General features: G+C 57.6%; 14 protein-coding genes and 1 pseudogene. 12 read left to right on the forward strand and 3 right to left on the reverse strand.

Annotation, left to right across the window (positions count from 1 at the left end):
- Positions 1 to 4: 4 nt before the first annotated feature.
- From HGP16_RS08975 to HGP16_RS09025, 11 genes are all read left to right on the forward strand, one after another.
- Complete coding sequence (locus tag HGP16_RS08975) at positions 5 to 343, forward strand: type IV secretion system protein VirB3 (RefSeq protein WP_168840063.1); 339 nt, start codon at positions 5 to 7, stop codon at positions 341 to 343.
- Entirely contained in the window at positions 336 to 2,705 is a 2,370-nt protein-coding gene (locus HGP16_RS08980) for a VirB4 family type IV secretion/conjugal transfer ATPase (protein WP_168839677.1), read from the forward strand. The genes HGP16_RS08975 and HGP16_RS08980 overlap by 8 nt, the downstream gene beginning before the upstream one ends.
- Positions 2,705 to 3,400: a P-type DNA transfer protein VirB5 gene (virB5, locus tag HGP16_RS08985; protein WP_168840064.1), complete on the forward strand. Its 696-nt coding sequence runs from the start codon at positions 2,705 to 2,707 to the stop codon at positions 3,398 to 3,400. The genes HGP16_RS08980 and virB5 overlap by 1 nt, the downstream gene beginning before the upstream one ends.
- Positions 3,397 to 3,630, forward strand: coding sequence for an EexN family lipoprotein (locus HGP16_RS08990; protein WP_168839678.1), 234 nt, complete (start codon positions 3,397 to 3,399; stop codon positions 3,628 to 3,630). The genes virB5 and HGP16_RS08990 overlap by 4 nt, the downstream gene beginning before the upstream one ends.
- A gap of 3 nt (positions 3,631 to 3,633) precedes the next feature.
- A complete protein-coding gene (locus HGP16_RS08995; protein WP_168839679.1) occupies positions 3,634 to 4,566 on the forward strand; it encodes a type IV secretion system protein in 933 nt (310 codons plus the stop codon).
- 39 nt (positions 4,567 to 4,605) lie between these two features.
- Positions 4,606 to 4,887: a hypothetical protein gene (locus tag HGP16_RS33920; RefSeq protein ID WP_168839680.1), complete on the forward strand. Its 282-nt coding sequence runs from the start codon at positions 4,606 to 4,608 to the stop codon at positions 4,885 to 4,887.
- Positions 4,888 to 4,892: 5 nt separating this feature from the next.
- Positions 4,893 to 5,564, forward strand: a complete 672-nt coding sequence (locus HGP16_RS09005) for a virB8 family protein (protein ID WP_168840065.1) — start codon at positions 4,893 to 4,895, stop codon at positions 5,562 to 5,564.
- 5 nt (positions 5,565 to 5,569) lie between these two features.
- Positions 5,570 to 6,448, forward strand: a complete 879-nt coding sequence (virB9, locus tag HGP16_RS09010; RefSeq protein WP_205927490.1) for a P-type conjugative transfer protein VirB9 — start codon at positions 5,570 to 5,572, stop codon at positions 6,446 to 6,448.
- Positions 6,438 to 7,607, forward strand: coding sequence for a type IV secretion system protein VirB10 (virB10, locus tag HGP16_RS09015; protein WP_168839682.1), 1,170 nt, complete (start codon positions 6,438 to 6,440; stop codon positions 7,605 to 7,607). Before virB9 ends, virB10 begins: the two co-directional genes overlap by 11 nt.
- 8 nt (positions 7,608 to 7,615) lie before the next feature.
- Positions 7,616 to 8,605: a P-type DNA transfer ATPase VirB11 gene (virB11, locus tag HGP16_RS09020; RefSeq protein WP_168839683.1), complete on the forward strand. Its 990-nt coding sequence runs from the start codon at positions 7,616 to 7,618 to the stop codon at positions 8,603 to 8,605.
- A gap of 241 nt (positions 8,606 to 8,846) precedes the next feature.
- Positions 8,847 to 10,421: a Fic family protein gene (locus HGP16_RS09025; RefSeq protein ID WP_168839684.1), complete on the forward strand. Its 1,575-nt coding sequence runs from the start codon at positions 8,847 to 8,849 to the stop codon at positions 10,419 to 10,421.
- Here the strand turns inward: HGP16_RS09025 and HGP16_RS33925 are convergent.
- From HGP16_RS33925 to HGP16_RS09040, 3 genes and pseudogenes are all read right to left on the reverse strand, one after another.
- Positions 10,398 to 10,562, reverse strand: a pseudogene (locus HGP16_RS33925) (Fic family protein); the annotation flags it as partial. The gene HGP16_RS09025 and the pseudogene HGP16_RS33925 sit on opposite strands and share 24 nt — an antisense overlap.
- Before the next feature lie 138 nt (positions 10,563 to 10,700).
- Positions 10,701 to 12,086: an O-antigen ligase gene (locus HGP16_RS09035; protein WP_168839685.1), complete on the reverse strand. Its 1,386-nt coding sequence runs from the start codon at positions 12,084 to 12,086 to the stop codon at positions 10,701 to 10,703.
- 155 nt (positions 12,087 to 12,241) lie between these two features.
- On the reverse strand, positions 12,242 to 12,817 hold the full coding sequence (locus HGP16_RS09040) for a sugar transferase (protein ID WP_168839686.1): 576 nt from the start codon (positions 12,815 to 12,817) through the stop codon (positions 12,242 to 12,244).
- Between the two features lie 187 nt (positions 12,818 to 13,004).
- Between HGP16_RS09040 and HGP16_RS09045 the strand changes: the two genes are divergently transcribed.
- The gene (locus HGP16_RS09045; RefSeq protein WP_168839687.1) at positions 13,005 to 13,940 is read left to right on the forward strand and encodes an SDR family oxidoreductase; all 936 of its coding nucleotides are present in this window, start codon (positions 13,005 to 13,007) and stop codon (positions 13,938 to 13,940) included.
- Positions 13,941 to 13,945 lie beyond the last annotated feature (5 nt).

Here is a 13,945-nt window from a genome sequence, read left to right on the forward strand (position 1 = left end):
GATGATGCCGGAGAAGGTTTCGCTTGAGGAAGATACCCTGTTCTTGGCCTGCACCCGGCCAGCGATGATTGCCGGGGTGACGATGGAGGCCATGGGCGTCAACATTATACTGACGACGATCCTCTACATAATTGCCGGCTCGATTGCCTATGGGCTTGTCGGTGTGGTCTTTCATTTCATTTTTCGCTCGCTCGTCAAGCATGACCACAACATGTTCCGTATTCTGCTGGCCTGGATCGAAACCCGGGGTCGTTCGCGCAACGGCGCCTATTGGAGTGGTGCTTCGCTGACGCCGTTGAGGCTAGTGCGGCACTATGACGAAAGGGACCTTGGTCATGCCTAAGGTGTCCCGTCTCAAATTCCGTGAACTCGAACCGGAAACGTTTATCCCCTATGTCCGGCACGTGGACGAGACCGTGATCGCACTCGATTCCAGGGCATTGCTAGCGATGATCGCTTTGGAGGGCGTATCGTTCGAGACAATCGATGCTATCGATTTGAACAGCCTGCAGCGCGATCTCAACACGCTCTACCGCAATATTGCGGACGAACGCTTGGCAATCTGGACCCACCTCATCCGTCGGCGCGATAACACTTATCCCGACGGCGAATTCACCAATTCCTTCTCGGCAACATTGAATGGCAAGTATCGGGAGCGGATGGTGAGCGAAGACCTGTTTCGCAACGATCTCTATCTCACTCTGCTTTGGCATCCGGCACGCGATCCGACCGAACGGCTCGCAAATCTGCTGTCACGGCTTCGCAAGGTCCAACGAGCCGCAGTGGAGCTCGATGAGGATAGCCTGAAGCATCTGCGGGACAAAGTAACCGATGTCACTGCGGGACTGCGACGCTTCGGGCCCCGCGTGCTGTCACTCTACGATCAGAACGGCATCCTGTTTTCCGAACCGAGCGAGGTGCTGCATCAGTTGATCGGCGGCCGCCGAGAACCCATACCATTGACGGACGGCAGGATCTCCTCGGCGATCTATTCCGATCGTCTAATCTTCGGGCGCGAGACAGTCGAGATCCGCGATGAAGGGACAAGCCGTTATGCTGGCATGTTCGGTTTCAAGGAATATCCAGCAAGAACCCGCGGCGGAATGCTGGACGGCATTCTGACGGCACCTTTCGAACTGATCCTCACTCAGTCCTTCGCGTTCAGGTCCAAAACCGATGCCCGCACCATCATGGGGCGCAAGCAGAACCAAATGGTGAGTGCGGTCGACAAGGCGGCCTCCCAGATTGAAGAGCTTGATGCGGCAATGGACGAGCTGGAATCGAACCGCTTCGTGCTCGGGGAGCACCATCTGACCCTCGGGGTATTCGCTTCATCTGTCAAAGACCTTGCTGATAATCTCGCCAAGGCGCGCTCGCATCTGACCAATGGCGGCGCCGTCGTGGCGCGCGAGGATCTAGGGCTCGAGGCCGCATGGTGGGCACAATTGCCCGGTAATTTTCGGTATCGGGCCCGTTCCGGTGCGGTCACCTCGCTGAATTTTGCAGCGCTTTCTCCGTTTCATTCCTATCCTATGGGTAGGAAGGACGGCAACGAATGGGGCCCCGCCGTCGCCATGCTGAAGACGGCGTCAGGCTCGCCGTTCTATTTCAATTTCCACTATGGCGATCTCGGCAACACCTTCGTCTGCGGTCCGTCGGGTGCCGGTAAGACCGTACTTCTCAATTTCATGCTATCGCAACTCGAAAAGCATGACCCGCACATGGTCTTCTTCGACAAGGATCGCGGCGCCGACCTCTTCGTTCGGGCTGCCGGCGGAACCTATTTGCCTCTGAAGAACGGGCTGCCGACCGGATGTGCGCCGCTGAAAGCCTTAGAGCTGACCCCGGCGAACAAGATATTCCTGGCACGATTTATCGCCAAGCTAGCCGGTGCGGGCATGCGTGATTTTTCGGTCAGCGATGTCAGCGATATCGCGCTGGCGATCGATGGTCTTGCCGATCTGCCGAAAGACCAGCGCACGATCGGCGCTTTGCGCACCTTTCTCAACAATACCGATCCGGAAGGGATCGCCGCGCGCCTGCGTCGGTGGGAAAGAGGCGGGCCGCTTGGTTGGGTCTTCGACAACGAGGCCGATGAGATCGGTATCGGCGCCAAATTTCTCGGCTACGACATGACCGATTTTCTCGACAATGAGGAAATCCGTAATCCCTTGATGGCTTATCTTTTCTATCGCGTCGAACAATTGATTGATGGCCGGCGGATTATCATCGTCATCGATGAGTTTTGGAAGGCGCTGCAGGACGAGAGCTTTCTTGATCTCGCCCAGAACAAGCTCAAGACCATCCGCAAGCAGAATGGCTTGATGCTGTTTGCCACGCAAAGCCCGCGTGACGCCATCAACTCATCGATCGCGCATACGATCATAGAGCAGTGCCCAACACAGGTTTTCCTGCCGAATTCCCGCGGTAACCGAGACGACTATGTCGCTGGCTTCAAGCTCACCGAGCGCGAATTCGAGTTGGTTGCCCGCGAGCTCTCCGCCGAAAGCCGGCGCTTCATTGTTAAACAGGGTCACAACAGTGTCGTTGCCGAACTCAATCTCAACGGTTTCGACGATGAGCTCGCAATCCTGTCCGGGCGAACGGCCAATATCGAACTCGCCGATGCGATCCGGTCTGAACTCCGAGACGAAGGCGATGGCGAAGCATGGTTACGAATGTTCCAGCAAAGAAGGAGTGTGTGATGGTTCGATGCAGAATTCTTCGACAAACAGCGTTAGCGTTGCTCGTCTCAGCCCATGTCGCCGGCGCGCAGGGTATCCCGGTGATCGACCAGACGGCGATTGCCAAGCAGATCGAAAGCATAACCCAGCTGAAATCGCAGCTCGATGCGCTGAACCAGCAACTCCAGCAGGCCCAGCAGCTCTACGGTTCGCTAAACACGCTGACCAATATGGCCGACGTCGCCGGCCTGTTGAACGATCCGGCGATCCGCAAGGCACTGCCAGGGGACTTTTCCGCGGTTGAAAGCCTGCTCAAGGGCTCAGGTTCAGGCACGCTTGGCGATGCGGCCTCAAAGTTCTTGACCGACAATTCGACCTACAAAACGAGCGCTAACGATTTTTATGCTCAGGAACTGTCGCGTCTCCAGAACAAGAATGCAGGGCAGATGAGCCTTGGCCAGCAAATCTACGACGCTGCGACCAAGCGGATCGACGGGATTGATCAATTACGCCGACAAATCTCTTCGGCGAGCGACGCCAAAGATATCGCCGATCTGCAGGCACGCCTGCAGGCCGAAACGGCCTTTCTCCAGACCGATATGCTCAGGATGCAGGGATTGCAGATGGTGCAGCAGGCCCAGGTTCAGGTCGATGAGCAGCGCAGGGCCGAGGATTGGCGCAAGCGCATGGATACAATGGGAGCGGCCCTTCAATGAAAATTCTTGTTCTCCTCACACTCGGCCTCTCTTTGTTCGGCTGCTCGAAGCAGCCCGAGCGTACCTATTCGGTCGACGAGCTGATGGCCAACCAAACGCTGCTGTCGGATCTCATCGCCAAATGCAAAAGCAATCCCGGCGAGTTGCAAGAGACGCCGAACTGCGTGAATGCCAAAGCAGCAGATTGGAAATCCCGCCTGGAACGCATGGGGAAAGCACTCGGAGGCTGAGGCATGTATCAGATCTTTGCCTTCGTCGACGGGCAGTTCAAGGCGCCGCTGGAGAATTTCATATCGTCAGGTACGTCGAATATTGCCAGCTGGGTCACCGGGCCATTGACGGCGGCATTGACACTTTATGTCATCCTCTATGGCTTTCTGATCCTGCGCGGATCAGTCCACGAACCGATCATGGATTTCGCCTTTCGGGCAATAAAGCTTGCCATCATCCTGATGCTGGTCACGAACGCTGGCGAGTACCAGACTTATATCGGCAATATCTTCTTCGACACATTGCCTAAGGAAATCTCACAGGCGTTGAACTCCGGCACGATACCAAGCGCCTCGACCTTCGACAGCCTGTTGGATAAAGGGCAGAAATGCGCGCGCGAGATTTGGTCGCGCGCCTCATGGGGAGTCGACATCGTTACCGGTCTCGGCGGCATGCTGGTCATCTTGGCAAGCTTCGTGGTTGCCGCGATCGGTTATATCGTCTCGCTCTATGCCCGCCTGGCGCTTGCGATCGTGCTGGCGATCGGACCGATTTTCGTAGCGCTCGCCATGTTCCGCTCGACACGCCGCTTTACCGAAGCCTGGATCGGGCAACTCGCCAACTTCGTGATCCTGCAGGTGCTGGTCGTGGCGGTTGGCTCTCTACTCATCACCTGCATCGATTCCACCTTCACAATGATCGAGAGCTACAGCGACGTACTCATGCGACCCGTTGCGCTCGGCGCCATTTGCCTTGCCGCCCTCTACGTCTTTTACCAGCTTCCAGGCATTGCCTCGGCACTGGCCGCTGGCGGAGCGTCGCTCACTTACGGCTACGGCGCGGCACGCGACGCGCATGAAGGCACGCTTGCTCGAGGTGCTACCTACATGGCGCGAGCGACTGGCCGGGGTGCACGTGCCGTTGGCCGCAGCTTTCGTTCCGAAAGAACCGACTGATGTGGAACTTCAAGCAAACAACAAGATGGCTGGTTCACGATGATCCGAATATTCGTGCTTTTTTGCGTGGTATCAACGCTCGGCGGCTGCGCGTCACATTCCTATCCCCTGCCCAAATGCGACGGCTATTCGCGCCGGCCGCTCAATCGCGCCATGTGGCAATGGGACGGCGATAGCCGGTCCACGCCCCAACCTCCTCACTCTTCTCCGGCACAGTCCGGTGGCAAGCCACCTGCCTATGTCGAGGAAAAGCCGGACATCGTTCCCGCCGCCTTCGCGCATTTTGATGTCGGCGATTCCTACCGCCCATGCGGAGGGTAGCGGTGATGGTGACGACGGACAGTCTCAAGGATTATTTCGATAGGGCCCGGCGCTTCGATCAGGACCGCATGATTCACATGGAACGTTCGGCTCGGATTGCCTGGTTCGTGGCCACCGGGGCTAGCGTTCTTGCGGCGATTTCGATTGTCGCCATCGCAGGCTTGACACCGCTAAAGACGGTTGAGCCTTTTGTCGTGAGAGTCGACAATTCCACCGGTATAGTCGATGTCGTTTCGGCACTCACATCGACTGCTGGCACCTACGACGAAGCGGTGACCAAGTATTTTGCCGCCCGCTATGTTCGTGCCCGCGAGGGTTACGTCTGGAGCGAGGCGGAGGAGAATTTTCGCACGGTTTCGCTGCTCTCAACGGCGCCGGAACAGACCCGCTTTGCCGCAATTTATCGCGGTGGTAATCCGGATTCGCCGCAAAATATCTACGGCCGCGGCGCCACATCGCGGATCAACATTGTTTCCATCTCGCTGATCAACGCCAATGTACTCTCTATTCGCTATATGCGTACGATCACCCGCGGTGATGAGACCCATACGACCCATTGGGTGGCGACGCTTACCTTCTCCTATGTGAATGCTCCAATGTCCTCGACCGATCGGCTGATAAATCCGCTCGGCTTCGCTGTCAGCGACTATCGATCCGATCCGGAGGCCATCAATTGACATATCTGAAACATCATTGTTTGATCGCGCTGCTCCTGACTGCTAGCTTGCCATCGGCAGTCCTTGCCTTGGAAACGCCGCGCGGCGCATCCCAGGACAGTCGGGTCCGCTTCGTCGACTATCAGCCTTACAATATCACCAGGATCGTGGGCTCGTTGCGTTCCTCCGTCCAGGTAGAGTTTGCCGCCGACGAGGAAATCGCGCATGTGGCGCTTGGCAACACGGTCGCCTGGGAAGTGGCGCCCGCTGGCAATATCCTCTTCCTGAAGGCGCGAGAGAACCAGCCGGTCACGAACATCTCCGTGGTCACGACACGTCGTGATGGTTCGACGCGCAGTTACCAGATGGAGTTGACGGTTCGAGACGGTCCGGTTGCTGCCGGCCAGGACACTTACTTCTATGTCAAATTTCGCTATCCGGCAGATGATAGGGAACGCCGCCGTCAGGAGGCGCTCGCGCAAACCCAGGCAGCACAAGCTGGACAAGCCGACACTGTGCTGGCTTTGCATGAGCAATATGGACCGCGCAATTGGCATTATTCGGCACAGGGATCAGAAGCGTTGGAACCGAACGCTGTTTATGACAACGGCAAGATCACGACTATCGCCTTCCCCGGTAATCAGGAAATGCCGGCAATCTATATGGAAAACTCCGACGGCACCGAGAGCCTGGTACCTAAGTCGGTCGCCGGTGATCTCGTGCTCGTTCATGCGATCGGCCGCAAATTCATTCTGCGGCGGGGAGGAGACGTGCTCTGCATTTTCAACGAGGCCTACGATCCGATGGGCATCGATCCCAACACCAATACGACATCGCCTTCGGTGGAGCGCGTCATGAAAGTGCAGGCGGCAAGTGCTGCGACAGGAGGAGCCCATGGCGGATGAGGCGGAAGACCGTATCCCAGGCGAGCGCGCCGAGACGGATGTCAACCCGCGATCTGAGGCCAGTCCATTCCTGAAGCGCGGTGCCGTGGTTCTAGCGATGGTCGCTTTTGTTGGGTTTTCGCTGTGGTCGATGCGTGACCGGCAAAAGACTGAGACGACAAAGCCCGACCATGTCGTTATTCGCCAGACGGCTGACTTCGAACCGGCGAAGGAAGAGGTAAAGCCGGCTGCACCGCTTCCCGAGGTGCTGCTACCGACGCCTGCGCCAAAGGAGCAGGTCACACCTGCTGAGGACACTTTGTTGGATTCTGCCCGCCGTGCGCCGGTAATGGCCTATAATGGACAGCAGTCCTCATCGCAACGCCGCAACACAGCCGCCGCCATGTCGCAAGACCCTGGCTCCAATTATCTCCCTGTTCAAGGCAGCCTTGGTGGCGCCCAACCTGAAACGGAGGATCAGCGCTTCAACAGGATGTTGACGCCGACCCATCTGGAAGGATCACGCGCCGGCACGCTCGGCAATCGCGACTTCATCGTGGCGATGGGAACTTCGATTCCCTGTGTGCTGGAGACGGCGCTCGCCTCCGATCAGCCGGGCTTCGCCAGCTGCGTCATCAACCGCGATGTGCTCTCGGACAATGGCCGCGTCGTTCTGATGGAGAAAGGAACTCAGATCGTTGGAGAATATCGAGGCGGCTTGAACCGGGGCCAGAAGCGTCTGTTCGTGCTTTGGAACCGGGCAAAAACGCCAAGAGGTGTGATTATTACACTCGCCTCGCCCGCAACTGACGCACTCGGGCGGGCGGGCATGGATGGCTATGTCGACACGCATTGGTGGGAGCGCTTCGGCAGCGCCATCCTGCTCTCCATCGTTGGCGACGCGACGACCTATGCCGGCAGCCGGCTGCAGGATAGTGACGTTCAGGCGCAGAATACGACGACCGCTGGCCAGCAGGCAGCAGCGATCGCCGTCGAGCAATCCATCAATATTGTGCCGACATTGACAAAGCATCAGGGCGAACTCGTCTCAATTTTTGTAGCCCGCGATCTCGAATTTTCCGACGTCTATAGTCTGCGTGTCACCGAACCCCGCACCAGGATCCTCGATCGGGCGGTGTCGGGAGATTTCAGGCCTCGATCGACGCTCGTGACGAAGTAGGGCGGAAGATGGCGGAAGCTTCAGATGCTGGTGTCGTGCGTGAATTGCTTTTGCCACTATCTCGCTTCCTGAAGGATACGTCGCTCTATGAGATCGTCGTCAACCGCCCGGGTGAAGTGCTGACTGAGGGAACGGAGGGATGGCAGCATCATGCACTGCCGGATCTTAGTTTCGAGAAGCTGATGCGTCTGGCCCGGGCCGTTGCAAGCTATTCGAACCAGGCAATCGATGAGGTCCGGCCGGTCTTGTCGGCCTCTTTGCCCGATGAAGAGCGGATTCAGATCGTTGTTCCACCGGCAACGACTAAGGGCACGGTCAGCGTCACGATCAGAAAGCCGTCGTTAGTGACGCTGACGTTGGATGATCTCGAAAAGGGTGGATTGTTTTCCGATGTCTCCTCGCCAAACCGTCATGTCGAATCCTCCAATACGAAGTTGGACGAGATCCTTAAGGCAGGAAATTGCGCGACGTTTCTGCGTGCGGCGGTTCTTGCGCGCAAGAACATCATCATCTCGGGCGCGACGGGATCGGGCAAGACAACTCTGTCGAAGGCATTGATCCGGCATATCCCAGAGCATGAGCGGATAATCTCGATCGAGGATACGCCGGAGCTGGTCATCTCGCAGCCCAATCACGTCAAGCTTTTCTATTCGAAAGGAGAGCAGGGGCTGTCGAAAATCAGCGCGAAAGATTTACTCGAATCGTGCCTCAGGATGCGACCCGATCGCATTCTTCTACAGGAGCTGCGCGACGGTTCGGCCTTCTACTACATCCGGAATGTCAATTCAGGACACCCCGGATCGATCACAACGGTGCATGCCGATTCTGCGGCGCTGGCATTTGAGCAACTGACGTTACTCGTAAAAGAGTCGGAAGGTGGTCGTGACCTTGAGCGTGGCGATATTCGTAATTTGCTCAAGGTCGCGATCGATATCATTGTCCAGTGCAAGCGGATTGATGGGCGGTTTCGGGTTAGCGAGATTTATTTTGAGCCGTGATCGAGCGGAGAAATGATTAGTTCTATCTCGACCTATGTCACTAATCGATTTTCGATGCGAAACTTGCGGTTTCGATGAGGCATATGCCCACAATTAATCAATTTTCGATATGATCGGTCGTATCCAAGCATTTTTCGATAAAGATAATTGATTTCCGATGTAAGCGATTTTCGATATCATGTCTCAAAAATAATCATCCTTCGATGATGTAACTTGTTTTTCGATGAGGAAGGAAGTCGGCATGACAGCCAATCCCGCAAATCCGGCGGTCTTCCAAGAGCGTATCGTGCCAACGGATACGGTTCCCGTTGGGTATGCAGCTCTCATCCAGAAATACGGGATTGCAGCCCCTGTTCGTCGCCCCTCGTGCGTCGCGAAGGGCTTCGTCTATGGCTCGAGGAGAGCACATGAAGATTGGACGATCTTCGACAAGCGCTTCGCTCCAGGGGACAGCTTGCTTGGACATCTGTCTTTCGCACTGAGGCACGAGACGATCGATCTGTTGATCCTAAAAAAGCTATTTCACATCGTCCCGGCAAGTGAGATCGCAGCGCTAATCGAAGCCGAACCGACGAGCAGCGCGACGCGCCGGATCTGGTTTTTCTATGAATGGCTGACAGGTACACGCCTTGACATTCCGGACGCGGAACGGGCGAACTATGTTGAAGCGCTTGACACAGCGAGCTACTTCACATCGTCCCCGGTGAATTCGCCCCGTCACCGCGTGCGAGACAATCTCCTTGGTACACCAGCATTCTGCCCCGTATTAAGGCGCACCGAATATCTCGTCGACACGGTCGCCCACCGCTGGGATGCTGAAGCCAAAGAGCTCATCGGAAAGATCGGGAAGGGGATCGTTACGCGCGCGGCAAGCTTTCTGCTTCTGTCGGATAGCCAGGCATCCTACCAGATCGAAGGCGAACGCCCGCCGCGAAGCCGCCTCGAGCGTTGGATGAGGGCTGTTGCCCAAGCGGGAAAGCGGCCGATCACAGTCGACGAACTCGTGCGCCTCCAGCACATTGTCATCGAGGAGAACCGGTTCATTATGCGCGGCCTGCGAGACGCCGGCGGCTTTATTGGCGATCGCGACTGGAACGACGATCCTCTCCCCGAATTCGTTTCAGCCCGGCACGAAGACATTAACGATCTTCTCGGAGGGATCATAGCCGCAGGAAGCAGGATGGCGGAGAGTGGGGTCGATGCCGTACTTCAAGCCTCGGTCATGGCCTTCGCCTTCGTGTTCGTCCATCCCTTTGAAGACGGAAACGGTCGCCTGCATCGGTACCTCATACACCATGTTCTGTCCGAGCGCGGATATACGCCCGCCGGCATGATCTTTCCCATTTCTTCCGTACTTCTTGAACGCCAGGAGGAGTATGGCGCGCGCCTGCGCGGTTACACCGGACCGCTGTTGCCCTTTATCGAATGGGTGCCGACACCGGAGAAAAACGTGCGTGTTGTCAACGACACCACCGATCTCTACAGGTTCGGAGATTACACGGAGTTGACGGAATTTCTCTATGCTTGCGTCGTTCAGACGATCAGGCATGACCTGCCAAACGAGATCGATCACCTCTCGCGTTTCGATGAAGCGAAGGGACGCATTCAGGATTTCCTTGAGATGCCGGACGGGATGATCTCCAGTCTCATCAATTTCATCCGTCAGAACGAGGGTACGCTTTCCAAGAAGCGGCGCAGTCGTGAATTCGAAAAGATGACGGACGAGGAGGTAAAGTCAGCGGAAGCGGTGGTTCGCGACGCCTTCGACATCGGCCTATCGAATGAGGATGGCGCGCCCAAAGGCCCGCTCGGCTAGGCTCAGCCTTTCCAGTAGGGCCAGCACGTCGATCGACGGTTCAGGCGGTAATGGGGGTGGCACGAAGGCGTGCACGATTTCGCCCGCTATAGTCGTCTCGACGAAGCGGCCTAACCGAAGGTTAGAAGCTGATTCGGACATGCCCAATTACGAGGATGCAGTGTTATTTAAGCAATTGGCTCTTGGCTTAAATAGGAGCTGAGCTAGGTTAAGCGCCCTTAAATGGCGGAGCGATACCACTATGGGCGGATACCGGAAGTAGTCGTGCAACTATCATGCTCACGCTCTCACGGCCGCTTCTTTCCTTTCCACCTTCGCCATCGCCAAATACTCTCCCTTCAGCCGCATATGGCACCAGCAGGCGAAGGCGGAGCTTGCGAAGGCCAGGCTTTCGCCGATCGCCAGGCGGTTGTTGGAGTTGCTGAGCAGGGTTAGCGAGAAGAAGAAGAGGCAGGCGATATAGGCGTGCCACGCGGCGCGCGGGATAATGCCTGCCTTGCGGGCGCGCCAAACGGCGCGGATGAAGATGGCGAGCATGAAGCCCATGATTACCGCACCGAACAAGCCGTAGCGCACCAGGATTTCCAGGTAGCCGTTGTGCAGCAGCGTGTATTGGACATGCGAGTAGCGCGTCTCCGCCCAGCGTTCGAGCCACCGGTTGCCCCAACCGAAGATCGGTGCGGAGGAAAAGACCTCCCAGCTGTTCGACCAGAGCTGCAGGCGTTCGTCCATCGACACCGGCGTATTGCTGGAGCTGATGGCGCTTGAAATCACGCCGCCCATCTCGTGGCCGTTGGCCACATTTTCGACCATGGAAAGGGCTGCCGCCACGGTCGGGCCAGCCGTCTTGTCGAGATTGTGCCTGACGCCATAGATACCGGCGATCAACAGGGCTGCGATAGCGATGATGATGATAACGCCGCTCTTCAGGCGCAGGTAGGTCAGCGTGATCAGCGCCAGCAGCGGCAGGGTGATGCCGAGCGCCAGCCACACGCCTTTTGATTTGGCGCCGTAGATGGCGATGAAACAGAGCGCGAAGATGAAGGGCGAAACGATATAGGCGAAGCGGGCGATCCGGCGGTCACTGGATTTGTCCGTCAGGTAGTGCAACAGCCAGAACAGGGTGAAGATCACGATCATGCCGCAGGCAACGGCGCCGTGAATCTGGTTGTTCATGATCAGCGGCCGGATGGTTTCGCCGGCAAAGACCTCGCGCAGATGCTGGGTGGCGACCAGCATGATGAGGACCATCGCGAAATAGGCCGCGACGATCTTCTCCATCAGCTCCTCATAAAGCAGGAAGGCGACGCCCATGATGGGAAAGAAGAAAGGGAAGGCATAGAGCCAGTCCGAGGCGCCGATATCGTGCTGCGGCGTCAGCCAGAAGGTGATGAAGAACCGGACCATGACATAGAAGGCCCAGCCCATGCAAAGCCAGCCGATCCAGTCCGTGCGCGGCCGTATCGGTGCCTTCATGTAGTAGTAGAGGGCGATCAGAGACAGGAGCGCGGAAGCGTAGCGATAGGTGTCGCTCTCGACCACGGTCGGCGAGGCGACCAGCAGCCAGAGAATGCCTCCGATGATGGCGACCGGTTTCGTCATGCTGCTTCCAGCCTTTGTGACCCCGACGGGTTCGGCTGCAAGGTCAGCGTGCGGTTTGTTCATGCGCGAGTCATCCAATGTCGTCCGCCCTCATCCAGAATCGGTTCACCATCCGGCATTTCTCGCCCCCATGACGGCCCCTATGGTCGCAAATGGGCAGGAATACGGCGATTTTCCCATGCCGTTGCATCAATATTGTCGATTTCGCCGAATGGTTGTTAATGCGCAACTCCGTCGCGTTTGACCACTTTCAAGGCCGTCAGGAAAATAACCCTTAAGTCGAAGAAAAAAGATCGTCGACGCAGATAGTCTTCGTCCAGCGCCACCTTCTCGGGGATGGGCAGCTCGTCGCGGCCGTTGACCTGCGCCCAGCCGGTTAGGCCCGGCAGCAAGGCATCGACGCCGCGCTCCGTGCGCAGGGTTATGAGGTCGTGCTGATTGAAAAGGGCAGGGCGCGGGCCGACGATGCTCATCTCGCCCTTGAGGATGCACCAAAGCTGCGGCAATTCGTCGAGGCTGGATTTGCGCAGGAAAGACCCGATGGGCGTCAGATAAATGTCGGGGTTCTTCAGCAGATGGGTCGCGACGGCAGGCGTATCGGTGCGCATGCTGCGAAATTTCGGCATGCGGAAGATCCGGTTTTTCCGGCCAACCCGATCCGACCAATAGAGGATCGGACCTGGCGAGGTCAGCCGCACTGCGAGAGCAACGATCAGGATCGGGATGAAAAAGACGATTGCCGCGGCAAGAGCGGCGAGAAAATCGAAAAGGCGCTTGGCGATCGTATAAAGCATCGTCTCTTGTCGTTGCATCGCCCTTTGTTCAGAGGGTAATGAAGGTCGTCATTGTCCTGTGCATCTCATATCGCGATTTTAAGCACAACCATCCTCCGCAAGATTCCTCGCCCTTGTTCAGAGCGGATATCCAGTGCAAAGCATGTTTCAGCTAATCATGGTGCGGAAAAGCGGAGGCAGTGCGCGGATGATCCTGGTGACGGGTGCGACGGGTTTTGTCGGACAGGCGCTATGCGCGGAGCTTTCCCGCCGGCGGATGGATTATCGGCCGGTCAGTCGCAACTCCCGCCCAGGCTTCGCCGCCATCGGGGCGGTGAGTGGCGATACCGATTGGACCGGAGCGCTTGCCGGCGTCGATATCGTCATGCATCTGGTGGCCCGCGTCCACGTCATGAACGAGAGCGCCGCCGACCCGCTGGCCGCATTTCGCGCCGTCAATGTCGATGCAACACTCAACCTGGCGCGACAGGCAGCGGCCGCAGGTGTGAAACGCTTCATCTTCCTGAGTTCGATCAAGGTCAACGGCGAGGGGACGGCGGCGGGAGAGCCCTTCAGGGCTGCGGACGCGCCGCATCCGGAAGATGCCTATGGCCGCTCGAAGCTTGAAGCGGAGGAGGCCTTGCTCGCGATATCAACGGAAACTGGCATGGAGGTGGTCATCATTCGGCCGCCGCTCGTTTATGGTCCCGGCGTCAAGGCGAATTTCGCAAGCCTGATGAGATGGGCTGCCCGACCGTTTCCTTGGCCATTCGGGGCGGTTCGAAACCGCAGGTCGCTCGTTTACGTCGGCAATCTCGTCGATTTCATGCTGCTCTGCGCCAACCATTCTGCCGCCGGAAACCGCGTGTTCCTGGTCAGCGACGGCGAAGATCTTTCGATCGGCCAGCTGATCGCCAAACTGTCTCTGGCCGCGGGGCGCAAGGCTTGGATGCTGCCGGTGCCGCCTGCGCTGCTCGAGGGACTTGCCGCGCTTTTGGGGCGACGAGCCGCCGCGCAGCGGTTGCTTGGCTCGCTTCAGGTCGATATTAGCCAAACGCGGGCGGTCACCGGTTGGTCGCCGCCTTACTCGGTTGAAGAAGGGCTGACGGCAACGGTTGCCGGTGCTGGGATGAAGGGGCGTTGAGCTGG

Origin of the sequence: Rhizobium sp. P40RR-XXII, from assembly GCF_012641405.1 — a bacterium.
In the GTDB taxonomy this organism is placed as follows: Bacteria; Pseudomonadota; Alphaproteobacteria; order Rhizobiales; family Rhizobiaceae; genus Rhizobium.